Source organism: Vibrio harveyi, assembly GCF_030060435.1.
In the GTDB taxonomy this organism is placed as follows: domain Bacteria; phylum Pseudomonadota; class Gammaproteobacteria; order Enterobacterales; family Vibrionaceae; genus Vibrio; species Vibrio harveyi.
The window spans coordinates 1,272,278-1,293,916 of record NZ_CP125876.1; the positions used below are offsets into that span (position 1 = coordinate 1,272,278).

A 21,639-nucleotide genomic window follows, 5' to 3' on the forward strand; every position below is an offset into this window, starting at 1 on the left:
TAGTGATTTCTTATGCGGGAATGCATAAGCTATGAGCCTTGTTATAAAGGAGATAGTAATTCCCGTGTCTACAAATGAAATTACAACAAGACGGTTGCCGAATCTGACAAGTCGTAAAGCGCTACTGTTGTACTCCTTGCCAGTATTAGTTGCGATTGGTGTTTCCAACTCTCTCAAAGAGTCTTCCCTTACTAAAACCATCGCCCTTAACTTGCCTGAATCGCGAGTTGTAGAAAATATTCTTGAGGCGACAACAGCAGAAGTTGTCTCTCCCCCAAATTTTGAATACCAAATCCAAGCAGGTGACAACCTGAGCTCCATTTTTAGCCAACTGGGCTTCGGCTACAGTTCGTTGATGAAAGTGATGGAGACGGATTTGAACTTCCTTGCTCTTGATACTTTAAAACCCGGCAACACATTGCGTTTTTGGCGTGATGAGTCGACGGGTGAATTGGAAAAGATGGAGCTTCAATTTTCTATCGCCGACAAAGTCGTTTATCGTCGTAATGCTGATGGCAGCTACGATTTCTCGGACATCTCAATCCCAGGTGTTTGGCATCAAGAACCTTTAGTTGGCGTGATTCATGGTAGTTTCTCGTCATCAGCAAATCGTTTGGGCTTGAGCTCAGCGGAAATCAGCCAAGTGGTGAACCTACTAAAAGAGCAGGTTAACTTCGGTAAAGACTTACGCGCAGGTGACCGATTCGAAGTGGTTCGTCGTTCTCAAAGTATTGATGGCGTGCCGACTGGCAAGAACGAAATCGAAGCAATTAAGATCTACAACCGTGGTCGTGAAGTGACTGCTTATCTTCATACCGACGGTCAATTCTATAATGCGAAAGGTGAGAGCCTACAGCGTGCCTTCCAACGTTACCCTGTTAGTCGAGGCTGGCGTATCAGCTCAGGCTTTAACCCGAAACGTCTTCATCCTGTAACGGGTCGAGTTGCACCTCATAACGGTACTGACTGGGCTGTGCCTATCGGTACACCAGTAGAAGCAACGGGGGATGGCACGGTTATCATGACACGTAAACACCCATATGCGGGTAACTACGTAGTGATCGAGCACGGCAGTAAGTACAAGACGCGCTATCTGCACCTAAGTAAGATCCTAGTGAAGAAAGGTCAGAAAGTTTCTCGTGGTCAACGTATTGGCTTATCGGGTAAAACGGGACGTGTAACAGGTCCGCACCTTCACTACGAATTGATCGAATACGGTCGTCCTGTTAATGCAATGCGAGCGAAGATCCCGATGGCAAGCTCTGTGCCTAAAAAGGAAATGGCGAGCTTTATTGCTACTCGAGACGAGATGGACAAACTGCTTAAAGACAAAGAACAAGCCGTTTTATAAATCACAAAAAAGACCAAACATTGTTTGGTCTTTTTTTAAGCGCTTTTCATCTGCTTTTCGTTGATGATGCCAATTAGCTCGTCAACATTGTGTGGTCTCGAATAAAAATAACCTTGAATATGGTGGCAACCCATTTCAATGAGCTTTTGCAAGGCTCTGTCATCCTCAACCCCCTCAGCAATAAGATCAACCTCAAGCAACTGAGCCAGTTGAGCGATCAACAAAACGACTTGTTCTGATGTCGTATTTGAGAGCATGTTGCGTACAAATGTCGCGTCGATTTTGATGCTATCGATAGGGTAGTTGTGAATGTAGTTTAAGCTTGAGTAGCCTGTGCCGAAATCATCTAATGCGACCTTAAAGCCTAGATAGCGTAACGAATTCAATACCATCTGTTCTCGACCACTTTGTGACAGCAAGACTGTCTCTGTAAGCTCGATAACAAAGTCTGTAGCTTGGTGATGGTATTTTTCTAGAATCCGAGTAAGGAAGTTCATGTAGCGATTAGAATCAATAAGTTCATGAGCTGAACAGTTAATTGAAAGCTTGACGGTGTAACCCAGTTGTCGTTCTAAGTTTTGTTTTGCGCGGCAGGCGAGTTCCACGATGCGCTCGCCTAGCTCAATGATTAACCCTGATTGTTCGGCGGCTTCAATAAATTCCACTGGCGAGACGTTGCCATAAACGCTGCTGTTCCAACGCGCGAGGATTTCAAAGTAGTCCCAACGGTCACTGGTGATGTCAACAATTGGCTGGACTACGACATAAAGCTCTTCATTTTCATCAATGCTTAAACGAAGCTGCTCACGCAGTGCTTCAATCAGTTGTGTCTGGCGATGGTAAAGTGCACTTAAGTGGGTGTCGTAATGTTGAATACGGGTATCTCGGCGTTTTTTACAGTCTTTTAGCGCAAGGCTCGCATTCAGTATTAAGTCATCACTATTCAGCATATGCACAGGCGCTCTCGCGATCCCGATACTGACAGTGAAAGAAATACGATTGGATTTGTCTGAATAGCCTGCTTCGATTTTATCGAGGATTTCTTGGCAGACGCTAACAGGATCTTCGTCATAGGTAATAAAAGCAAACTCGTCACCTGCGACTCGAAACGCATTGTTGGGCGAGGTTAAGCTTTGTTGAATCGCATTTGCAGTGAACTTAATGATTTGGTCACCGATGTAGTTACCGTTGATGTCATTGATGGATTTAAAGTTGTCGATATCTAGATACGCAAGACTAAAAGGGCGAGTTGCCTGCTGAGTTAAGGTCTCCAACGTATCAGCTAAACAACTGCGATTGAGCAGCCCTGTTAGATTGTCATGAGAGACTTCGTAACTGAGTTGGTTGAGAAGTTTGTCTGAGCGTTCACTGATCCACTTTTCTCGCAAACTATGGATGATGATGTTTGCATAAAAACGGTGATGGAAGATGATTTCTTCGGCTTCAGCTTCACTGATGGAGTGAGTAAATGTTGACACTAAGATGCCTAACACTTCACCTGTATGTGTTTTTAAAGGAAGTCCGATATACGCTTGAATGCCAGCGTCCTGAAACATTTGGTCTTCAGGAAATAGCTTGTAAACTTCATCTTGATAGAAGATGAGTTCGCCAATGTCTTGTGCGACTTGCTCACAAGGAGTGCCTTCTAATCCGTAACACATGCTGTCTGCGATGGTTCCGCCACTAGAGTTGGAAAGTGTCACCGCACAATGTTGTAGGTGTGCTATCTCAACTACGCAAGTACAGTAGCTTTGAAATTGCTGATGGAGCTCAAGCGTTACTCTGTCGAGTAGTGCGCTACCATTGAGCTTTAGAATTTCATCAAGTAACTGGATACTTTTTTGTTCATGATCCATTGAACATTTCACCCGACGTTGTGTTTACCCATATCGTGTTTGTGTTGGCTTTATTACACGATCTTTTCTCATTTAATCGATATGCATCACGTTAACTATTGTTTACTTCAGGTGATTTTTCAAACTCAAGATACGTTTTATTGGTGATTTTCAACCATAGGGTGAGGTGCTAGGGGAGCTAACTCTCATCAAAGTGGTAGTCGCTTTGGAGAAGGCTAGTTACTCTCTAGTACTTGAAGCACCAGAGAGTCAAAAGTTTAGGCACGTTTCTCTTCTTCTAAGCGCGTTTTTAGATAGTCGAGAAACAGTTGAGTTCGGGTGTGTTGATAGTCCAGCTTTGGGTAGTAGGCATATACAGTCGCTTCATCAGCGGTCACTTCCGGAAGAATGGGTACTAAAGCGCCGGATTTTAGGTCTTCTTTGATCATCACGTTATTAGACAGCAAGATTCCCATGCCTCGTTTAGCACCATGGAAGAGGGCTTCTGGGTTCGTCGTGGCGAAATTTCCCGATAGGCTGACACGTTTTCCACGATTGGTCTTGATTTCTCGTACTGGTTTCTCACCCCAGATTAAAACGTTATGCTGCGACAATTCTTCGATTGTTTTTGGTGTACCGTGTTTCTCTAGATAACTCGGCGCAGCATAAAACTGAGCTTTGTGCTCGAACAATGGGCTGGCTTTAAAGCTGAGGGAATTGAGTTGCTCCAACTCACGGCTGATAAACAAATCTAGGCTAAGTTCTGGTATCTGACCTGGTAGCGTGGTGATCAACTGAAGTTTAATATCAGGGTATTTTTCAAGAAAATCATCAAGATAATGTACTAAAAATTTAGAGCCTACCGCCAAAGTCGCACCAATTTTAAGTAGTCCTGCTGGTGATTGGTTAACAGAGCGGGTTTCATCTAAAACGGATTGCCAAGAGTCGAGTTGGACTTTGGCTCGTTCATAAAACAAAGCGCCTGCTTCAGTTTGGCTGATCGAGCGAGTGGTTCGCTTTAATAATTGAACACCAATCTTGTCCTCTAACCATTGGATACGTTTACTGATGGCGGAGCTGGTGGTGTTGAGTTTTCTCGCTGCTGCGTTAAAGCTACCTTCCTCGACTACGCGAATATAGCTATTAACGCTCTGAATCCAATCCATCTTATTCCATCCTCAGGGGAAATAATCCCTTTCCATTTTGGTTTATTATCATCTTTGAGTATCAAATATACACTGTCTGTCGTGAAACTGTCATGATGTAAGGAGGGTATATTGCGTAAAACACCATTATTGTTGGCGATGATGGTCATCGCGACTGGTCAAGTAGGCGTCAGTATCTATCTTCCCTCTTTGCCTTTGATTGGTCACGATTTGAATCTTCCTCAGCATACGATTCAAAACTTGGTTACGCTGTTTCTTGTCGGATTTGGTGTCTCACAGCTAATTTATGGCCCTTTATCCGACGCAATTGGTCGCCGTCCTGTATTTATCTTGGGACAAAGTGTGTATCTCGTCGGAACCATCATCTGTATTGCCTTTGCGGACCACATTTTTGCACTTGAGACCGGACGTCTACTACAAGGTCTTGGGGCTGGGAGTGCCTCTGTTCTTGGGCGCTCTGTGTTGCGAGATAGCTATGATGGAGCGCAGCTCACCAAGGCGTTGTCATACATCTCGGTGACTGCTTCTGTGATGCCGATTGTTGCGCCTTTGTTTGGTGGATGGATTGCTTATCACATTAGTTGGCATGCGGTTTTTGTCTTCGTTCTTATTTATCTTACGGCGATCTTTACCCTTGGCTTTATTGTGTTGCATGAAACGCTGCCATACCCCAAACGCCGCTTTGAGCCAAAACGTGTGATGCGCAATTACTTTGAGTTGTTGACCAACAAACAAGTAATAGGCAGCGCAAGCTACAACTGGTTGAGTTACTTATCAGCTTTGGTGACACTGTCTCTCTATCCGTTCTTAATGCAACAAGAGCTTGGTCTCACTGCTGCCGATTACGGTACCTTGATGATTGTGCCTTCGGCAGGTTTATTGATGGGGAGTTTAGTTCTCAACATCATCAATGCTCGATACAAAGAGCAACAGATCCTTTTGATGAGTTTTGTCATTGTTGCCTTTTCAGGAGTGATGCTTCTTATATTGCCGTTTACAGCGACATCTTTGCTCATTGCCTTTACGTGTTTGAGCTTCGCGCAAGGCATGTCTTTCCCTGTTTCGATCAGTTTACTGCTATCGCCTCATAAACAACAGGCAGGTGCGGTATCTGCATTGTCGGGTTCTATTCAGATGTGTTTAGCTGGGTTATTTGGCGGCTATTTGGTAGAAACTTGGGTAACAACTCAACATCAACTCGGCGTCTTTTATATTTCGATTGCAGTGATTTCTTGCTTGGTGCTGGTGGTTGGACAGTTCCGTACCCCTTCTGGTGGTTTAGTCCAACCAGAGCGTTCTTAGTTGAATGTGGTTGCAAGCGCATGTTGTCCTCTCTAAAATGCGCAACCAATTATTGTGTCGTTATCTACACTTGGTTAATAGTGGCATATCGACAACACCCGTTCATTGTTAGGTGAAATCATGCAACAAAACGAATTTGAAGCTCTACTGAAAGAAATCGGTCAACAAGAAAACCTACCTCAAGCGCTAGAGCTATTAAAAGCATCTGAGGAAGAAGAAGTCGCTCAGGCTGCTGAATCGCTAACAGGTCAATTCGGTCTTGCTGAAGTAGAAGGTGAAAAACGCATTTACCACATTACGGTTCAAGCAGATGAGTCTGGTGAAGAGAAAGAGTTCGTTGAGCATGTAATGAATGAAGGTGACCACCTGATCAAGTTTGCGGCTTGGTTCTTCGAGACTTTCTTTGAAATTAAACCGAAAGACACCTACAAAGCAGCAGGTAAAACATACCAGCAACCTAAACGTTAATTACGTTTCTTATTCGCTAGGATAAAAATTTTTGTAATTAAATTACAAAATAAATGTGACCCATATCTTGTTTTATGGTTTTTGTGGTGTAAAATTACAACATAAACCAGTTAATTGCTTCTTAGGAGAAGGTCATGGGTTACGAACTTGGTGGTGTTTACTTTGGTCAAATGATGGCTAAAGACGCGATGCACAAAGCGCTTTACGGTAAAGCGAAGAAGAAAAAGCCTTCTATGTTTGCTCGCGTAATGAAAAAACTAGCGAATTAATAAGAAAAGCCCCGATGTCATATTGGGGCTTTTTGCATTCTGGCTCTGGGTATCTCAATCGATATATTTAAGCCGTTTGACTTGGGATCTCGACAACGTTATCTGGCACGCTATCTAATCCTTTCTCAGCCAACCACTTTTCCAGATTATCCGCGCCTCCAATGTACTTACCGTCTAACCATATTTGTGGCACGGTCACTGGTGTTTTTTCACCAATGATGGCTTTCACTTCAGGGATCATACGATATAGGGCTGCGCTGTCTTTCACTACATCGTGATATTTGTAGTCAACGCCAGCTTCATCAAGCAACTTTTTCGCTTTAACACAGTAAGGGCATGTCGCCTTACCGTAAACGATGTTGCCTTTAAGCTGATCTCGCTTGGTCCATTCAGCAATGACAGATTGAACAAGCACGCCTCGGTTTAGCGCTTCCCCTTGGCTGACGACTTTGCCTTCAACGACTAGGATAGGGGCATGCCATGCTCCAAGTTTTAATGGCTCCCACCAATGAGACAACCAATCTTTCACTTCTAGCTCGACTGGCACATCTGCTAATTCATTTTCAAATGTGTCAGCAAGAATATCTTTGGTTAATGTACATTCCCCGCATGGGATATTGACTTTGAATGGTCCCCAACTGCCGGCCCAACGATACAATGTAATTTTGATTGGCTGTGTCATAAGATGCTCCTCATTTCCTTTCCTGAAAATATAGAACTCAAAACCGAGAAATTTCTTTCAAATTACTTTCTTTTTTTCGCTTCCCAATGAGTAATGAAAGCAATGGAGCCGATAATGATTGCAGCACCAAGCCATAGTCGACCTGGTGGCACCCAGTTGAATACTAACCAGCCTGCAAAGACATTTAAGGGCAGTTTCGCGTGGTCGAATGGTTGTACAAACGATGCATCAGCGACAGCGTAAGCTTTGACTACTGCCCACTGGGCTAGTGCCGTAAGTATGCCTGCGGCGATTAAGATTCCCCAAATGTTCCAGCCTTCAGGCATTGCAAATGTAGGTGCCGCCAGCAAAATATTAAAGGGCGTGATCAAGAGCAGTAAGTAAACCACCATGGTTGATGGTGGATCGTTCACCGACAGCTTTTTCACCATTAAAGAATAAGATGCCCAGAAAAAAGCCGCGCCGACAGGCAGTAACGTTGCCCAGGTAAAAGAGTCTGACCAAGGCTCAAGAATGATCATTGCGCCAATAAAGCCAGTAAGCGTTGCGATCCAACGAGCAACACCTACTTTTTCCTTCAGAATTAAACCTGAACCTACCGTTGCAAACAACGGTGAAGTCATAAGCAAAGCGATGCCTTGCCAGATAGGAACCGGATAAGCGAGAGCCCATAACCAAAGCTGGATACCGATAACCGCCAAGAAGATGCGCAATGCATGCCACCCAAAGTGGTTAGTACGTAGAGACTGACGAATTCCTAATGTTCGCAGATACGGCAAGATAGCGAAAAAGGCGATAGCGTATTGGAAGAGTGCAAATGTCGTGGATGACACACCAAAGTGAATACTTGCGATTTGAGCAAAGCTATTAACGATGGCAAAAGCCAAGCCTGCGGTAAGCATCCAAGATGCTCCTTGGACAGGATGATGATTCAATTGGATATTTCCGGTTTTAAACAATAGATAGGATCATACGTTCTAATGTTGGGGTAGCCAATAAAAAAATGCCTCCCAGAGGGAGGCGACATTACCAATTCAAAGGACGTGCCTACCGAAGTAGGTACAAAGAACGAGAAGCACAAACGCTGCCATGCATTTGCTCGTTTTTAATATTGCAGCTAGTGTGCCAACTTTTAACGTGTTGATTTTTAAAGGGTGAGAAGGGCGCGTCTAACGGCTACTAGAGGAATTGCACTAACTTCGGGAGTAAATGCATTAAAAGAGGGCAGTTAGGTTTAAGTAGAAAAGCTGTCGGTCTTATCTCAATAAATAGAAAATGACCGACACGGAGTGCCGGTCAAAAACTTGTTGCGATGCTGGCTTGGGCAGAAGCCGCAGTTAGAAGTCGTAGCGTACGCCAAGACGAAGTGTATCTTCGCCTTCGGTTACTTTACCTTCCGCGTCTTTCGCTTCATCAAGTTGGTTCATGTAGTAAGAAAGGTAAGTGCGGAAGTTGCTATTCAGTTTGTAGTATCCCACAAGCTCAAAACCTTCAACTGCATCGTACTTTACAGCGCCATTTGGATCGTTTTCTTGGAAAGTGTAAAGACCAGCGACGGTAAACTTACTTGCAATATTGTAGCTTGCAACTAGCTCATAAGCGGTAAAGTCTTCAGAATCTGTCAGTGCACCTTGTGAGTACGTACCTGCAAGGTAGAGGTTATCCAGTGAGTAAGCGATACCACCAAGGATTTGGTCTTCTGAATTGTCTTTGTCTACATCACCGCCTGAGTATGCAAGACCTAGGTCAAGACCGATTGGTAGAGAGTAAAGACCAGAAATGCCGTATTTATCTTGGCTATCCTCGGAGTTAGCTTGGTAAGTGGCTTGAACTTGTAGAGCATCGAATTCACCACGGTAAGCGAAAACGCTATCTTGCTTATCCGAAGATGAGTCAATGACTTGCTGAACGCCAGAAAACTCGGTGATATCCGTCATGTCTGAGATGATAACGGCAGCCATGTCTTGACGACCTACAGAGAAGCTACCTGCATCTGCACTTACTCCAGCGTACATGTAGCGGTTTTTAAATTCGCTCTTACCGGTTTTTTGTTCCGCTTCGTAAACACCAAATGCAGACAGACCGTTACCGATGTCAGCCTTACCTTTTAGGTTTAGACGCGCACGTGACTTATCTTCCATAGAACCGTCTACTTCAGCACCGCCTGAACCAATAAAGTCACCACGAAACTCGACGCGACCGCCAACCTTCAATTCAGTGCCGCCATCTTTGTACACTGTCGCCGCAAAAGATGGTGCTGATACCAATGCTGTTAACACTGCAGTAGTTAGTGCTGCCTTTTTCATTTTCTTATTACCCTAGTTGTAATCGATGAGCTTTCTTGCTCGATGTATTGATGACGCTAAGGTAAACCGAGAAAATTAAAGATAGATTTCTATTAAGTTATGATTTGTTTGCATATTTATTTCAAATGTATGAATGCCTTCTTATTTATGAAAATAAGAGAAAAAGGGGTTTTATGTTTTTTTATGTTTTTCTAATGACTACCGAACGACATATTTTTAAAAAAGATCCTAATCATTTTTTTCTTCTCGAATTGTAATTCAAGATTTCATGTTTGAATTTTCATTGTTTGTTTTAACAATGATTTAGCTGGATTTTTTGTTGTTACATGTAAGCATTTGTTTCCAATTTGGGTGTATTTTTCAGAATTTGTATAAAGAAAAAGGTAAACGTTTGCGATTTTTCTTTTTTATTACATCTTTTCACTCTGCTCTGGGGAACTTCTGAAATACATTGATTGGCAGTTGTTAATCAAAAGTGACGCACATTGGTGGAGAAGATGCCCCAATCTACTTTTGTATAAAACTGACTTATAAACTAATGAATAAATACATGGATTTTATAATGAACAAAAAATTCCTAGCAGCAGCGATCGCAGCAGCAACATTCGGTACACAAGCAGTAGCAGTGGAGCTTTACAACAACGATGGCACAACGTTCTCTGTTGGCGGTCACGTATCTATTAACGTGAACGGTTCAGAGCAAGGTGACACTGATGTAGGTACTAACTCTCCACGTATCAACTTCACAGCAACTCAGGATCTAGGCAACGGCTTTACTGCTGACGCTCGCGGTGAATGGGCTCTTAACTACCTAGATGGTGGTGAAAATACGTTTTCTACTCGTCTTGGTTACATCGGTATTACTCACGATGTTTATGGTCGCGCAGTTGGTGGTACTCAGTGGGCACCATACTACGATGTAGCTGGCGTTGCTGATATGCCAATCGCGTTTGCGAACGACTTTATCTACGACGATCACGGTAACCTAGGTACAGGTCGTGCGGACAAGATGCTTTCTTACCGTAACGCTATCGAACTAGGTGAAGCGGGCTCTATTGGTTTTGGTCTAGGTTGGCAAGGTAGCAACGATCAATCAAGCGTAGATGAAGTAATTGTTGATGACGGTAGTGGCAACCCAATTTACGAAACTCAGTACGCTGGTAACAACTACGGTGACCGCGTACAACTTGCTCTTACTTACTCAGTGCTAGGGGCAAAAGTAGGCTACACCTACAACACTGGTGACATCACTGCATCTGCCGCTGCACCAAAGAAAGAAACGGCTGAATCACACCTAGTATCTGCATCTTACGGTTCTTACGGTCAAGGTCTATACGTTGCTGCAGTATACGGTTCAAATGAATACATGAACTTTAACGGTTCACAACGTCTAGTTGAGAGCGATGCGTACGAAGCGCTACTAGCTTACGCACTTCCAAGCAGCCTAAACCTAAGCATCAACTACGAAATGGTTGAAGGTAAAGCAACTAAAGCTAGCTCAACTGAAACAGCTCGTGAAGAGATGGCGGTACAAGCTGAATACAACTTCACTCCTAAGTTTGTTGGCTACGCTGGTTACCAGTTCGACCTAAACGATGCGAACGATCGTAAAACCGACGACAAATGGGCTATCGGTGGTCGTTACTACCTATAATAGTAACCTGTCCTAGTTACTATGGAAGCCAGCTTCGTGCTGGCTTTTTTTTGTCTGTGGTTCTTACCTTGTCGAAGTTCAATTTAGTGATGATTCACTCAAAACGGGCTGAATGTCTTGTTTTTAACACCTCGAAACGAGAACTAGTGTCAACAACGTAACGTGTTGGATTATTATGCGTTTTTTGTTTTGCAGGGAAGAGCAATGAGCGTCGTTCAGGTTGAAGAGAAGAAAATCAAAGTCGGCAAAGTTCTGTGCGTCGGGCGTAATTACGTTGAGCATATTCAAGAGCTAGATAATGCCGTACCAGAGCAAATGGTAGTGTTCAATAAACCGGCGACTTCCGTTTCAACCAAACTCACCTCATTCCATCAAGAGCCTTTGCATTACGAAGCCGAAATCTGCTTTGTGATCAAAAACGGTCAATACTGCGCGGTTGGGCTCGGCTTAGATCTGACCAAACGCGGTTTACAATCTAACCTCAAAGAAAAAGGATTACCTTGGGAACGTGCCAAAGCGTTTGATGGCTCAGCGGTATTCAGCCGTTTCCGTTCTCTTCAAGGTGTCGATATTGACGATCTCAACTTAGAGCTTTTGATTAACTGTGTTCATGTTCAAAAAGGGCATGTTAAGCAAATGCTTTACCCACCGATGAACATTCTCGATGAGTTGAAGAGCTACACAACGCTAGAAGATGGCGATGTCGTGATGACAGGGACACCAAAGGGCGTGGGTGAAGTGCATCAAGGCGATGTCTTCCTTGGACGTTTGAAGTGTGGAGACATCACCTTATTAGAGATTGAATGGTTGGCTGTTTAGTCGCGAGCTTATAGCCAAATTCGAAGCAGTAAAAACGCGACCATACTTACGATGGTGGTGAGCAATACATTCTTTGTGAGGTATGCAATCGCAGCAGCTAATAGGGCAGCCAATAGAAATGGGTTTTGCCATGTGACGCTCAGTTCACCTTCTGGCATAAACACGATAGGAGCCCAGATCGCGGTGAGCACTGCAGGGCTTGCGTAGCTTAATATCTTTTGAGTTCTTACCCCCAATTTAAGCGGCAATTTTGGTTCGAGAAATAGATAACGGCTAGTGAATACCAAGGCTGTCATGGCTAAGATAGACAAAAAGATCATTGGCGTTCCTCCGGTGTATTCTCAATGTTTGGGGCTTTCGTCGCAAACTGTTCAACCAAATAGCCCGTTAACATGGCGAGAATACTCGCGAACATCAAGCTTCCTTCCACTTGGTAATAATTCAGCGTCACTGAGCTAACTAATGCTACCAATACACTGCATAGCACGGGAATGCTTTTTATCGTTGGCACCACAATCGCGATAAAGGTGGCAGCAACGGCAAACTCCAATCCGAGCTCATTCAATTCAGGTATCAAACTGCCAGCGACAATGCCAGCAAGTGTTGCGAAGTTCCAAAATAAGTAGAAGCTTAATCCAGCGCCAAGGGCGTACCATCGATCAAATTGCTTATCGGATTGGTGCCCGACGATGGCAAACAGTTCATCAGTGAGTAAGAAGCCAAGTGAAAGACGCCACTTTAAGGGCAATGGCGAAATTTTACTGCGCATCGAAACACTATAAAGAAAATGGCGAGAGGTAATGAAAAAGGTCGTCAGCAACATGGTGGTTAAGCCTGCACCAGCTTTAATCATGCCCATGGCAACAAGTTGTGCGGAGCCAGCAAACAGAATGGCGGAAAGCGCCTGACCTTCCAGCGGGTGTAAGCCAGTATCGATGGCAAATGAGCCCGCAAGTAATCCCCAAGGCAGTACGGCGATGCTTAATGGCATCATTGCGATGGTACCTTGTAAAAAGAGTGAGAATTTTGAGTCTTGATGAGTTGGCAAAGTAGTATCCATAACTTCAACTTGAATAGAAAAACATGCTGTTAAGGTAGGCTGACCTAAGCATGCTGCCTTGTACAAAATTGCTAACAGTGCTTGATGTACTGCCCGGGCGTTACCCCCATGGCTTTTTTAAAATGACGATGCAAGTGGCTTTGGTCGTGAAAACCACATTCTTGAGCAACATCGGAAATCTTTTGTCCTAGCTTGAGCAGCTTTTTCGCCATTCTTAGCCTTTGTTGAATCTGAAACGCGTGCGGCGGAAAGCTAAACTGCTTTTGAAACTCACGCAACAGGTGGAAGGGGCTCAACCCTGCTAACTTCGCAAGTTCTTCTAAAGAGACATCGGTTTGAGGAAAGTCTTCAAGAAATTCTTTGACCAGGTGCACTTGCCTTTGCGCTTTTGTCGTATCTTTAAGGGGAGCTCGATGTGTACTGTGCTTGCTTGCAAGTTTGATCAGTGTGCCGTAGACAAGTGTCTCTCTTAATAAGCGGTTATCGGATTTCTCGAGAGTATCGAACACTAATCGCAGTTGATTCGCGAGCTCTGGATCGTAAACGACGGGCTGCGGGAAGTAGGGCTGAGCGACATTGGGTGCGCCAAGTTCTTCCCCAAGCGTTTGAAACTGCTCAGGTACGGGATACATGGCTTTGTATTCCCAGCCACCTTCTGACGCTGAGTGACCATTATGCACCTCATCAGCGTTTACAAGAATGATACTGTCTTGCGGTGCAATGTGGTTGCCACCGGTACGAAAGAATTGCTGTGCGCCTTTTTCAATCACCCCAATGGTGTAGCCTTCATGGCTATGGCGAGAGAAGTTTTGTTTTTCGTATTTTGCATCGAGCAGCTCTAACCCGCCCAATTCTTGAGCAATCTTAAAAGTCGCGATTTCCTTATTCTTTTCTTTCATCTCGGTCCAAATAGCTCAAGCGTAAACAGTAGCACCACATCATTTGGAGTCTACCGGATCCATCCTGCTTATTTTTGTACAAAATTGCTATTGGTATTAAAAATAAACATCAAAAAGGTTAATTGTTTTTAAATTGAGCATTAAACCTTTTGTATTTTCTGAATATTGCTTCGTAGAAAGATATTTGGTCTGGTTGTTATCTATTCATTGGTATAAGATCCGCCGCCTGTTTTAGAAAGCCGGTTCCACCATGATCGATTTATCTGTACTCCCTGTTTATCTCACCGCTGTTATTGCACTTCTTTTGTTGCCTGGACCTGACATGTTGTTGATTGCCAGCTCTAGCATGAGTTATGGCAAAAAAGTTGGTCTGTTTGCAAGCTTAGGCAACGCGACATCCGGCGTGATCTTAACCTTATTGGCAGCTATGGGTGTGTCGACCTTGATTGCCATGAGCCCAATCGCGTTAAAAGTGCTTCATCTACTGGGGGGCGCGTACTTGCTCAAAATGGGGTGGGACTGTTTACGAGCGGACGTTTCTGCTGCACCAGAGCTTGACCAGAAAAACAAGATGGCATCGACTTACTATCAACGCGCTTTGATGAGTAACCTGCTGAACCCGAAAGCCTTGGTGTTTTTCGTGATGTTTTTGCCTCAGTTTGTCTCTAGCAACATTACCGCATCGTCGGGTGAGCAAATGCTCGCGCTTGGTTTGCTGCTAAACGTATTAGGCTTGCTATTCAATATTTTGTTAGTTGCATTGGCGGGGACATTAGGCAAAGGGTTGCTGGAAAACGATAAATTCCGCATGTACCAAGGTAAGCTAATGGGCTTGGTGTTCGTTATCCTTGCGGTGTGGATGCTCAGTAGCTTCGCGATGTAATGTATAGGAACAATCAGATTTTTGAACAAAAGCCAGCACTCGCTGGCTTTTTGTTTTAGTATCACACTGATTTTCCAAGGAGTGGCAGTATGAAACTTGAATTTAAACTCAATCCAGAACAAAACGATCTCGATTTTATCCGTGATGGCATCCGAGCTTATAACAACATGCATCTACCGGATGGGGACGTAGACGCCATTGGCTGTTTTGCTCGTAATGACGAGGGTAAGGTTGTTGGCGGACTCACGGGAGAAATGTTTAATAACACCGTGTTTGTTGAATACCTATGGGTTGATGCAGAGGCACGCACTTCGGGATTAGGAAGCAAGCTGATCGCTCTACTGGAAGAGCAAGTGAAACCGCGTGGAGTCACGCATTTGTATCTCGATACCTATAGCTTTCAAGCGCTCGATTTTTACTTGAAATTGGGTTTTGAAAAAGTCGGGCAATATTCAGGCTACCCAGCAGCAGGCATTGATAAACATTTCCTGCAAAAACAGATTGCTTGAGTTGGTTTGAATTGCATAAAAAAGAGGCGCTCGATGCGCCTCTTTTGCTATTTGTAGCTGTCAAAGAATCGATGTTTCAAACTCGAATTACAAGCTTTGTTGATGCGCTTCGATAAGTGCGTTCATTTTCGCTTCCGCTGCTTGGTTAGCTTGCGCGTAATCCATCTCTGCCGGGAACTCGCTGATCACTTCGTAGTAACACTTCAACTTCGGCTCAGTACCAGAAGGGCGAACAATCACACGTGATTTGTCTTCTAAGTGGTAAACCAGTACGTCACTTGCTGGCAAGTTAATCGCTTCTGTTGGACCATCGGTCACAAAGCGAAGTGATGACTTCAGATCTTCAATCACTTCGATACGTTTACCCGCAATCTCTTTCGGTGGGTTTGCGCGAAGTTTGTCACCGATTGGTGGTGATTTAGGGTCAAGTGCAATGCTGCGCTGCGCGTTGAAGTAGAAACCGTGTTGGCGGTATAGTTCTTCTAACTTATCCCACAGCGTTTTGCCTTGTGCTTTCAATTTACCTGTCAATTGAGAGAAAGCGACCAGTGCTGACAAACCATCTTTATCCCATACCTTATTACCTACTGTGTAGCCTAGTGCTTCTTCGTAAGCGAATAGGAATGGGTTCGCTTCAGTTTCTTGTGTCATTGCTACGTTAGTTAGCCATTTAAAGCCAGTTAACGTTTGGTAGTATTCTGCGCCGTGTGCTTTCGCAATACTGCTCAATAGACGAGAAGACACAATGGTATTCCCAACAAGCGCATTTGGTTGACCTTGCAGTAAGTAGTCACCAAACAATGAACCCACTTGGTCACCTGTTAGCATCTGATATTCGCCATCTGGGCGTTTTACAGCCACAGCAAAACGGTCTGCATCAGGATCGTTCGCGCAAGCAATGTCCGCATCGACAGATTTACCCAGTGCCATCACCATGTCCATTGCGCCTGCTTCTTCAGGATTCGGGAAGTTTACGGTAGGGAACGTACCGTCCGGTTCACGCTGTTCTGGAACGCTTGCGACTTTTTTAAAGCCAGCGTCTGCGAGCAACGTTTCTGCCATGTCCGCACCGACACCGTGCATTGCCGTGTAAACAATCGAGATATCTGTGTTGCTGTCCGGTGTTAGCAGGGCATTGTCGTTCATTGTTTTGCGATAAGTTTGGTAGTACTCGTCTTCAAGCCAAACTAACAAACCTTTTTGTTTTGCATCGTCCAGTGACATCAGAGGAAGCGGTTTTGTTGTTGCTTCATCGATTTTCGCAGCAATACCAGAATCGTGCGGTGGAATAATCTGTGCGCCATTTTCCCAGTACACTTTAAAGCCATTGTATTCTGGTGGGTTGTGGCTTGCGGTAACAACCACAGCAGCGGCTGCATTTAATTCACGAACACCAAAAGCAACAATTGGCGTTGCTGCTACTTTATAGGTTAGGTAAACCTTGATGCCCAAAGCAGTAAGTACAGAAGCTGTATCGTGTGCGAACTGTTTAGAATCTGGGCGACCATCGTAGCCAATAACAACACCACGAGACGATGCGTCTTTCACTTGTTCAATCAGATAGTGACCGAGACCTGTTGCTGTCTCTTGAATCACTAAACGGTTCATGCGATTTGGACCCGCACCGACTTTACCGCGCAGACCTGCGGTACCAAATGCTAAGCGTGAACCAAGTCGATCTGTCAGTTCTTGTTCGTTATTTGTATCGACTAGGTGTTGAAGCTCTTCACGAGTTTTTGGATCTGGGTCTCGTGCTAGCCATTGAGTAATTTGTGCTGTCATATTCGTCTTTCCTTAGTAGGGGGAGCCTACTTGTTTAGACACTTCTTTGCTTAAAAGCGTCCCAATGTTTTCTTTTAATTAATGTAAATGGTTCTCAATTACATTTCAAAGAGAGCAATCGATAAACCGAATTTATTTTTCAGTCTGTACGGAATTTATTCACAGTTAATTTCTTGAAGAACTATTGAACTATAACTAGCCTTTTAACATAAATATAACAAAGAGTGCTGAAATCGTAGTTTTTGTGATTTTTCGTAAATTTGTTCGATATTTGCATCGGGAAGCAAGGAAGCTCGCGCAAGCGCAGCGGCTGAGCAGAGGAGAGATCTTTTGAAAAGATTAGCAACTACTCTAGCCTTATTAACGAATGTGATTTTTATCACGTTTTCTTCGTCCAGTTGGTCAGAGCAGAGTGATTACAACATGACGCGAGGTGTTACGGGGATTAGTGAGCAAGTGTATGAATTACATATGCTGATCTTCTACATTTGTTGCGCTATCGCTTTTGTTGTATTCGGTGTGATGTTCTATTCCATCTTCAAACATCGCAAGTCAAAAGGGGCAGTTGCCGCTAATTTCCACGAAAGCACTAAAGTGGAGATCATCTGGACCGTTATTCCGGTCATTATTCTTATCGCTATGGCGATTCCTGCGACCAAAACGCTGGTGGCGATGGAAGACACCAGCCAATCTGACCTTACTGTGAAGATCACCGGCTCTCAATGGAAGTGGCACTACAGTTATTTCGGCGAGGATGTCGAATTTTTCAGCCTACTTGCTACCAGCCAGAAAGAAATTGATGGCATCGAAGCGAAAGGGGCGCACTATTTGCTTGAAGTGGATAACCCGCTGGTTTTGCCTATCAACCGTAAAGTTCGCTTCTTAATGACTTCTGATGACGTCATTCACTCTTGGTGGGTACCTGATTTCGCTGTTAAGAAAGATACGATCCCTGGTTTCATTAATGAGGCTTGGACCAAGATTGATGAACCGGGTGTGTATCGTGGTCAGTGCGCGGAGCTTTGTGGTCGAGCGCATGGTTTCATGCCAGTTGTTGTTCATGCGATGGCGGAAGATGATTTCGACCAGTGGATGGCAGACAAGAAACAAGAAATTGCCTTACAAAAGGCGGCTGCCCAAGAAGCATTGACGCAAGACCTTTCAATGGAAGATTTGATGGGACAAGGCGAGTCGGTTTACACCGCGCGCTGTGCTGTGTGTCATCAAGCGAACGGCGAAGGCATTCCGGGCGCGTTCCCGGCAATCAAAGGCAGCGAGATAGCCAAAGGTCCGGTTGTTGCTCACATCGATGTATTGGTGAACGGTCGAGCTGGCACCGCCATGCAAGCTTTTGCTAACCAACTAAGCGATCAAGAAATTGCCGCTGTAATTACCTATCAACGTAATGCTTGGGGAAATGATACCGGCGATACCGTTCAAGCATCCGATGTTAACGCCTTTAAGGCACAAGACAGTGCCAAGGAGGAAATATGAGTAAGCCAATTGAAAAAGCGGTGAAGTCTGCTCCTGCTGAAGCACAAACTACTGCAAACACGACCATTGCGATTGAAGACGACCACGATCATCATCACGCACCAAAAGGGCTAGCGCGTTGGCTTTATTCCACCAGCCATAAAGACATCGGTACGCTTTATTTATGGTTTAGCTTTGCTATGTTCCTCACTGGCGGTGCGATGGCGATGATCATCCGTGCTGAGCTATTCCAACCGGGTCTGCAATTGGTGGACCCTCAGTTCTTTAACCAAATGACGACCGTACATGGACTAGTGATGGTGTTTGGTGCCGTCATGCCAGCGTTTACTGGTTTAGCCAACTGGATGATTCCAATGATGATTGGCGCTCCAGATATGGCTTTACCACGGATGAACAACTTGAGCTTTTGGATCTTACCTTTTGCGTTCCTCATTTTGATCGGCTCTTTGTTCTTACCGGGTGGTGGCCCTGATTTCGGTTGGACTTTTTATGCGCCGCTTTCCACAACTTATGGTCCTGATAGTACGGCGTTGTTTGTTTTCTCAGTCCATATCATGGGTATCAGTTCCATTATGGGTGCCATCAACGTTATCGTGACTATCGTAAACATGCGTGCACCAGGCATGACTTGGTTCAAGCTACCAATGTTTGTTTGGACTTGGTTAATCACGGCGTTCTTGTTGATCGCGGTTATGCCCGTATTAGCCGGTGCGGTCACCATGGTTCTGACCGACAAATACTTTGGTACAAGTTTCTTTGATGCCGCTGGTGGCGGTGACCCTGTGATGTTCCAACACATCTTCTGGTTCTTTGGTCACCCTGAGGTATACATCATGATCCTGCCTTCGTTCGGGATTATCTCGGCAATCATTCCGGCTTTCAGTGGCAAGAAACTGTTCGGCTATCATTCGATGGTTTACGCAACCTGCAGTATTGCATTACTGTCATTCCTAGTGTGGGCACACCATATGTTTACGACGGGGATGCCAGTATTCGCCGAACTCTTCTTTATGTACTGCACCATGTTGATTGCAGTGCCAACTGGCGTGAAAGTGTTTAACTGGGTGGCGACTATGTGGCGGGGCGCAATGACGTTTGAGACACCGATGTTGTTTGCCATTGCTTTTATTGTCTTATTTACAATAGGTGGCTTCTCAGGCTTGATGTTGGCGATTGTACCTGCGGATTTCCAATACCATGACACTTACTTTGTTGTTGCGCATTTCCATTATGTCTTGGTATCCGGTGCGGTGTTCTCGATTATGGCCGCGGCGTATTACTGGCTACCGAAGTGGACAGGCAATATGTATGACCACAAGCTGAGTCTATGGCACTTCTGGTGTTCAATCATTTCGGTCAATGTGTTGTTCTTCCCAATGCATTTCTTGGGCTTAGCAGGGATGCCAAGACGCATTCCTGATTACGCTATCCAGTTTGCCGACGTTAACCAAATCGTATCGATAGGTGGCTTTGCCTTCGGTCTGTCTCAATTGATCTTTCTGTGGCTAGTTATCAAATGTATTCGTGGTGGTGAAAAAGCAACGGCAAAACCTTGGGAACGTGCAGAGGGTTTAGAGTGGACGGTACCTAGCCCAGCCCCACATCATACATTCACAACTCCGCCAAAAGTCGATTAACCGAAGAGTGAGGTGAGTGAGATGCCAAGTAATTCATCCAATAAGAGACTCACTATCAAGTTGCTGCTAGCGACAGCGCTGATGTTCGGCTTCGGTTTTGCTCTTGTGCCACTCTACGACATCATGTGCGATGCATTGGGCATTAATGGTAAAACCAGTGATGTGGCCGCAATTCAACCGACGGGTATGCAAGCGGATATTACCAGAACGATTCGTGTGGAATTTATGGCGCACGTTAGCCCGGACATGCCTTGGGAGTTCAAACCAAAAGTCGTTTTTATGGATGTTCACCCTGGTGAAGTGATTCAAACCGAATATCTTGCTTTTAATCAGAGCGGTGAAGATTTGGTAGGGCAAGCTGTGCCATCCGTATCGCCGGGTACTGGTGCAGCTTACTTCAATAAAATCGAGTGTTTTTGCTTTAATCAACAGCCATTGGAAGGTAAGCAGCAAGCGAGTATGCCTTTGATTTTCTACATTGAGCCGGATGTGCCGGATTCAATTCATACGTTGACCTTGTCTTACACACTCTACAAATTTCCTCCTCAATCGGGCGAGTCTTCAACAGCTAGCCTCTCAGGGAGCGAGAAACAGACCTTAACGCCGCAAACCAAAGCGCGTCTGTAAGGAGAGAACTTATGAGTAACAAGCCTGAGACCTATTATGTTCCCGCACAAAGCAGTTGGCCAATCGTAGGAGCTTTTGCGCTGTTCCTCGTTGCTGTCGGTGCCGGAATGACCGTTCAAGGTACTCAAAGTGATGGCGCGGTTGGTACGTTAGGCGGCATCATTCTCGCCATTGGTATGTTGTTTTTGCTCTATATGCTGGCAGGGTGGTTCAGCAACGTCATCACAGAATCTCTTACTGGAAAGTACAGTGCGCAAATCACGCGTTCATTTCGACAAGGGATGAGCTGGTTCATCTTTTCGGAAGTGATGTTCTTTGGTGCTTTTTTTGGTGCTCTTTTCTACGCAAGAATGATTTCCGTGCCTTGGTTAGGTGGTGCAGATAATAACTTAATGACACATGAGGTATTGTGGCCGAGTTTCGAAGCAATCTGGCCACTCACCACCACGCCGGGTGGTGATACGACTCAAGCAATGCCTTGGCAGGGTATCCCATTAACCAACACCATCTTACTGCTATTGTCATCGATTACATTACATATGGCACACATCAGTTTAGAGCAAGATAAACGAACTGCACTGATTGTCTGGTTGGAAATCACCATCGTCTTGGCGGGCTTCTTCCTCTATTACCAAGCCGTTGAATATGCACACGCTTATCAAGATATTGGGCTGACGTTGCAGTCCGGTATTTACGGTAATACCTTCTTTATGCTCACGGGCTTTCACGGTTTGCACGTTTGTCTCGGTACCATTTTCCTCATTGTGCTGTTATTCCGCATCGCCAAGGACCACTTTTCTCCGAAAGACCATTTCGCATTCCAAGCTGGCAGTTGGTATTGGCACTTCGTTGACGTGGTTTGGCTATGCTTATTTGTTTTCGTTTATGTGCTGTAA

At 44.7% G+C, this 21,639-nt stretch carries 21 protein-coding genes; 12 read left to right on the plus strand and 9 right to left on the minus strand.

Translation table 11 applies throughout. From position 1 onward, the window contains the following. The first annotated feature begins 64 nt into the window (after positions 1-64). Positions 65-1,351 (plus strand): peptidoglycan DD-endopeptidase ShyA, encoded by a 1,287-nt coding sequence (shyA, locus tag QMY49_RS22275; protein WP_005452428.1) that lies wholly within the window; start codon positions 65-67, stop codon positions 1,349-1,351. 35 nt (positions 1,352-1,386) lie between these two features. Here shyA and QMY49_RS22280 read toward each other — a convergent pair whose 3' ends face one another. Together QMY49_RS22280 and QMY49_RS22285 are read right to left on the minus strand one after the other, a co-directional pair. Next, positions 1,387-3,207 (minus strand): putative bifunctional diguanylate cyclase/phosphodiesterase, encoded by a 1,821-nt coding sequence (locus QMY49_RS22280; protein ID WP_005452427.1) that lies wholly within the window; start codon positions 3,205-3,207, stop codon positions 1,387-1,389. A gap of 257 nt (positions 3,208-3,464) precedes the next feature. Beyond that, a complete protein-coding gene (locus tag QMY49_RS22285; RefSeq protein ID WP_017190772.1) occupies positions 3,465-4,352 on the minus strand; it encodes a LysR family transcriptional regulator in 888 nt (295 codons plus the stop codon). A gap of 111 nt (positions 4,353-4,463) precedes the next feature. Between QMY49_RS22285 and QMY49_RS22290 the strand changes: the two genes are divergently transcribed. The 3 genes from QMY49_RS22290 to QMY49_RS22300 all read left to right on the plus strand — a co-directional run bounded on the left by QMY49_RS22290 (position 4,464) and on the right by QMY49_RS22300 (position 6,391). Continuing rightward, on the plus strand, positions 4,464-5,654 hold the full coding sequence (locus tag QMY49_RS22290; protein WP_283314410.1) for a multidrug effflux MFS transporter: 1,191 nt from the start codon (positions 4,464-4,466) through the stop codon (positions 5,652-5,654). A 120-nt stretch (positions 5,655-5,774) separates the two neighbouring features. Beyond that, on the plus strand, positions 5,775-6,122 hold the full coding sequence (locus QMY49_RS22295) for a hypothetical protein (RefSeq protein WP_005452418.1): 348 nt from the start codon (positions 5,775-5,777) through the stop codon (positions 6,120-6,122). Positions 6,123-6,256: 134 nt separating this feature from the next. Next, positions 6,257-6,391: a hypothetical protein gene (locus QMY49_RS22300; RefSeq protein ID WP_005452414.1), complete on the plus strand. Its 135-nt coding sequence runs from the start codon at positions 6,257-6,259 to the stop codon at positions 6,389-6,391. Positions 6,392-6,458: 67 nt separating this feature from the next. On the opposite strand, the gene QMY49_RS22305 is transcribed toward QMY49_RS22300, so the two are convergent. From QMY49_RS22305 to QMY49_RS22315, 3 genes are all read right to left on the minus strand, one after another. Further along, positions 6,459-7,073: a glutaredoxin domain-containing protein gene (locus QMY49_RS22305; protein ID WP_005452412.1), complete on the minus strand. Its 615-nt coding sequence runs from the start codon at positions 7,071-7,073 to the stop codon at positions 6,459-6,461. Positions 7,074-7,135: 62 nt separating this feature from the next. Continuing rightward, complete coding sequence (locus QMY49_RS22310; RefSeq protein WP_005452406.1) at positions 7,136-7,975, minus strand: DMT family transporter; 840 nt, start codon at positions 7,973-7,975, stop codon at positions 7,136-7,138. A gap of 435 nt (positions 7,976-8,410) precedes the next feature. Next, positions 8,411-9,379, minus strand: coding sequence for a porin (locus QMY49_RS22315; protein ID WP_283314415.1), 969 nt, complete (start codon positions 9,377-9,379; stop codon positions 8,411-8,413). A 562-nt stretch (positions 9,380-9,941) separates the two neighbouring features. Here QMY49_RS22315 and QMY49_RS22320 point away from each other — a divergent pair. Beyond that, positions 9,942-11,033, plus strand: coding sequence for a porin (locus QMY49_RS22320; RefSeq protein WP_283314418.1), 1,092 nt, complete (start codon positions 9,942-9,944; stop codon positions 11,031-11,033). Between the two features lie 204 nt (positions 11,034-11,237). Continuing rightward, positions 11,238-11,852, plus strand: coding sequence for a fumarylacetoacetate hydrolase family protein (locus QMY49_RS22325; RefSeq protein ID WP_005452403.1), 615 nt, complete (start codon positions 11,238-11,240; stop codon positions 11,850-11,852). An 8-nt stretch (positions 11,853-11,860) separates the two neighbouring features. Here the strand turns inward: QMY49_RS22325 and QMY49_RS22330 are convergent, their stop codons facing one another. From QMY49_RS22330 to QMY49_RS22340, 3 genes are all read right to left on the minus strand, one after another. Further along, positions 11,861-12,172, minus strand: coding sequence for an AzlD domain-containing protein (locus QMY49_RS22330; protein ID WP_009696378.1), 312 nt, complete (start codon positions 12,170-12,172; stop codon positions 11,861-11,863). Next, the gene (locus QMY49_RS22335) at positions 12,169-12,912 is read right to left on the minus strand and encodes an AzlC family ABC transporter permease (RefSeq protein ID WP_283314424.1); all 744 of its coding nucleotides are present in this window, start codon (positions 12,910-12,912) and stop codon (positions 12,169-12,171) included. Before QMY49_RS22335 ends, QMY49_RS22330 begins: the two co-directional genes overlap by 4 nt. A 71-nt stretch (positions 12,913-12,983) precedes the next feature. Further along, on the minus strand, positions 12,984-13,811 hold the full coding sequence (locus QMY49_RS22340) for an AraC family transcriptional regulator (protein ID WP_283314426.1): 828 nt from the start codon (positions 13,809-13,811) through the stop codon (positions 12,984-12,986). A gap of 250 nt (positions 13,812-14,061) precedes the next feature. Here QMY49_RS22340 and QMY49_RS22345 point away from each other — a divergent pair, with 250 nt between their 5' ends. Further along, positions 14,062-14,694: a LysE family translocator gene (locus QMY49_RS22345; protein WP_005452399.1), complete on the plus strand. Its 633-nt coding sequence runs from the start codon at positions 14,062-14,064 to the stop codon at positions 14,692-14,694. Between the two features lie 89 nt (positions 14,695-14,783). After that, complete coding sequence (locus QMY49_RS22350; protein WP_005452398.1) at positions 14,784-15,203, plus strand: GNAT family N-acetyltransferase; 420 nt, start codon at positions 14,784-14,786, stop codon at positions 15,201-15,203. Between the two features lie 87 nt (positions 15,204-15,290). On the opposite strand, the gene QMY49_RS22355 is transcribed toward QMY49_RS22350, so the two are convergent. Next, entirely contained in the window at positions 15,291-16,985 is a 1,695-nt protein-coding gene (locus QMY49_RS22355; protein ID WP_283314431.1) for a phospho-sugar mutase, read from the minus strand. A 330-nt stretch (positions 16,986-17,315) separates the two neighbouring features. Between QMY49_RS22355 and coxB the strand changes: the two genes are divergently transcribed. From coxB to QMY49_RS22375, 4 genes are read left to right on the plus strand one after another with little or no spacing between them, the layout of a single operon-like run. Then, positions 17,316-18,479 carry a cytochrome c oxidase subunit II gene (gene coxB, locus QMY49_RS22360; RefSeq protein WP_017818637.1) on the plus strand — a complete coding sequence of 388 codons (1,164 nt, stop codon included), beginning with the start codon at positions 17,316-17,318 and terminating at the stop codon, positions 18,477-18,479. Beyond that, entirely contained in the window at positions 18,476-20,116 is a 1,641-nt protein-coding gene (ctaD, locus tag QMY49_RS22365; protein ID WP_005452395.1) for a cytochrome c oxidase subunit I, read from the plus strand. The genes coxB and ctaD overlap by 4 nt, the downstream gene beginning before the upstream one ends. 21 nt (positions 20,117-20,137) lie before the next feature. Next, positions 20,138-20,743, plus strand: coding sequence for a cytochrome c oxidase assembly protein (locus QMY49_RS22370; protein WP_017190764.1), 606 nt, complete (start codon positions 20,138-20,140; stop codon positions 20,741-20,743). An 11-nt stretch (positions 20,744-20,754) separates the two neighbouring features. After that, on the plus strand, positions 20,755-21,639 hold the full coding sequence (locus tag QMY49_RS22375; RefSeq protein ID WP_005452393.1) for a cytochrome c oxidase subunit 3: 885 nt from the start codon (positions 20,755-20,757) through the stop codon (positions 21,637-21,639).

What these genes read in the sequence shown, in the direction of transcription:
- QMY49_RS22370 (WP_017190764.1), top strand. Translation starts at nt 20,138, where the DNA reads ATGCCAAGTAATTCATCCAATAAGAGACTCACTATCAAGTTGCTGCTA.
- QMY49_RS22355 (WP_283314431.1), bottom strand. Translation starts at nt 16,985, where the DNA reads ATGACAGCACAAATTACTCAATGGCTAGCACGAGACCCAGATCCAAAA.
- QMY49_RS22320 (WP_283314418.1), top strand. Translation starts at nt 9,942, where the DNA reads ATGAACAAAAAATTCCTAGCAGCAGCGATCGCAGCAGCAACATTCGGT.
- QMY49_RS22325 (WP_005452403.1), top strand. Translation starts at nt 11,238, where the DNA reads ATGAGCGTCGTTCAGGTTGAAGAGAAGAAAATCAAAGTCGGCAAAGTT.
- QMY49_RS22310 (WP_005452406.1), bottom strand. Translation starts at nt 7,975, where the DNA reads ATGCTTACCGCAGGCTTGGCTTTTGCCATCGTTAATAGCTTTGCTCAA.
- QMY49_RS22345 (WP_005452399.1), top strand. Translation starts at nt 14,062, where the DNA reads ATGATCGATTTATCTGTACTCCCTGTTTATCTCACCGCTGTTATTGCA.
- QMY49_RS22280 (WP_005452427.1), bottom strand. Translation starts at nt 3,207, where the DNA reads ATGGATCATGAACAAAAAAGTATCCAGTTACTTGATGAAATTCTAAAG.
- QMY49_RS22295 (WP_005452418.1), top strand. Translation starts at nt 5,775, where the DNA reads ATGCAACAAAACGAATTTGAAGCTCTACTGAAAGAAATCGGTCAACAA.
- QMY49_RS22300 (WP_005452414.1), top strand. Translation starts at nt 6,257, where the DNA reads ATGGGTTACGAACTTGGTGGTGTTTACTTTGGTCAAATGATGGCTAAA.
- QMY49_RS22315 (WP_283314415.1), bottom strand. Translation starts at nt 9,379, where the DNA reads ATGAAAAAGGCAGCACTAACTACTGCAGTGTTAACAGCATTGGTATCA.
- QMY49_RS22330 (WP_009696378.1), bottom strand. Translation starts at nt 12,172, where the DNA reads ATGATCTTTTTGTCTATCTTAGCCATGACAGCCTTGGTATTCACTAGC.
- QMY49_RS22350 (WP_005452398.1), top strand. Translation starts at nt 14,784, where the DNA reads ATGAAACTTGAATTTAAACTCAATCCAGAACAAAACGATCTCGATTTT.
- QMY49_RS22340 (WP_283314426.1), bottom strand. Translation starts at nt 13,811, where the DNA reads ATGAAAGAAAAGAATAAGGAAATCGCGACTTTTAAGATTGCTCAAGAA.
- QMY49_RS22375 (WP_005452393.1), top strand. Translation starts at nt 20,755, where the DNA reads ATGAGTAACAAGCCTGAGACCTATTATGTTCCCGCACAAAGCAGTTGG.
- QMY49_RS22285 (WP_017190772.1), bottom strand. Translation starts at nt 4,352, where the DNA reads ATGGATTGGATTCAGAGCGTTAATAGCTATATTCGCGTAGTCGAGGAA.
- QMY49_RS22305 (WP_005452412.1), bottom strand. Translation starts at nt 7,073, where the DNA reads ATGACACAGCCAATCAAAATTACATTGTATCGTTGGGCCGGCAGTTGG.
- ctaD (WP_005452395.1), top strand. Translation starts at nt 18,476, where the DNA reads ATGAGTAAGCCAATTGAAAAAGCGGTGAAGTCTGCTCCTGCTGAAGCA.
- QMY49_RS22335 (WP_283314424.1), bottom strand. Translation starts at nt 12,912, where the DNA reads ATGGATACTACTTTGCCAACTCATCAAGACTCAAAATTCTCACTCTTT.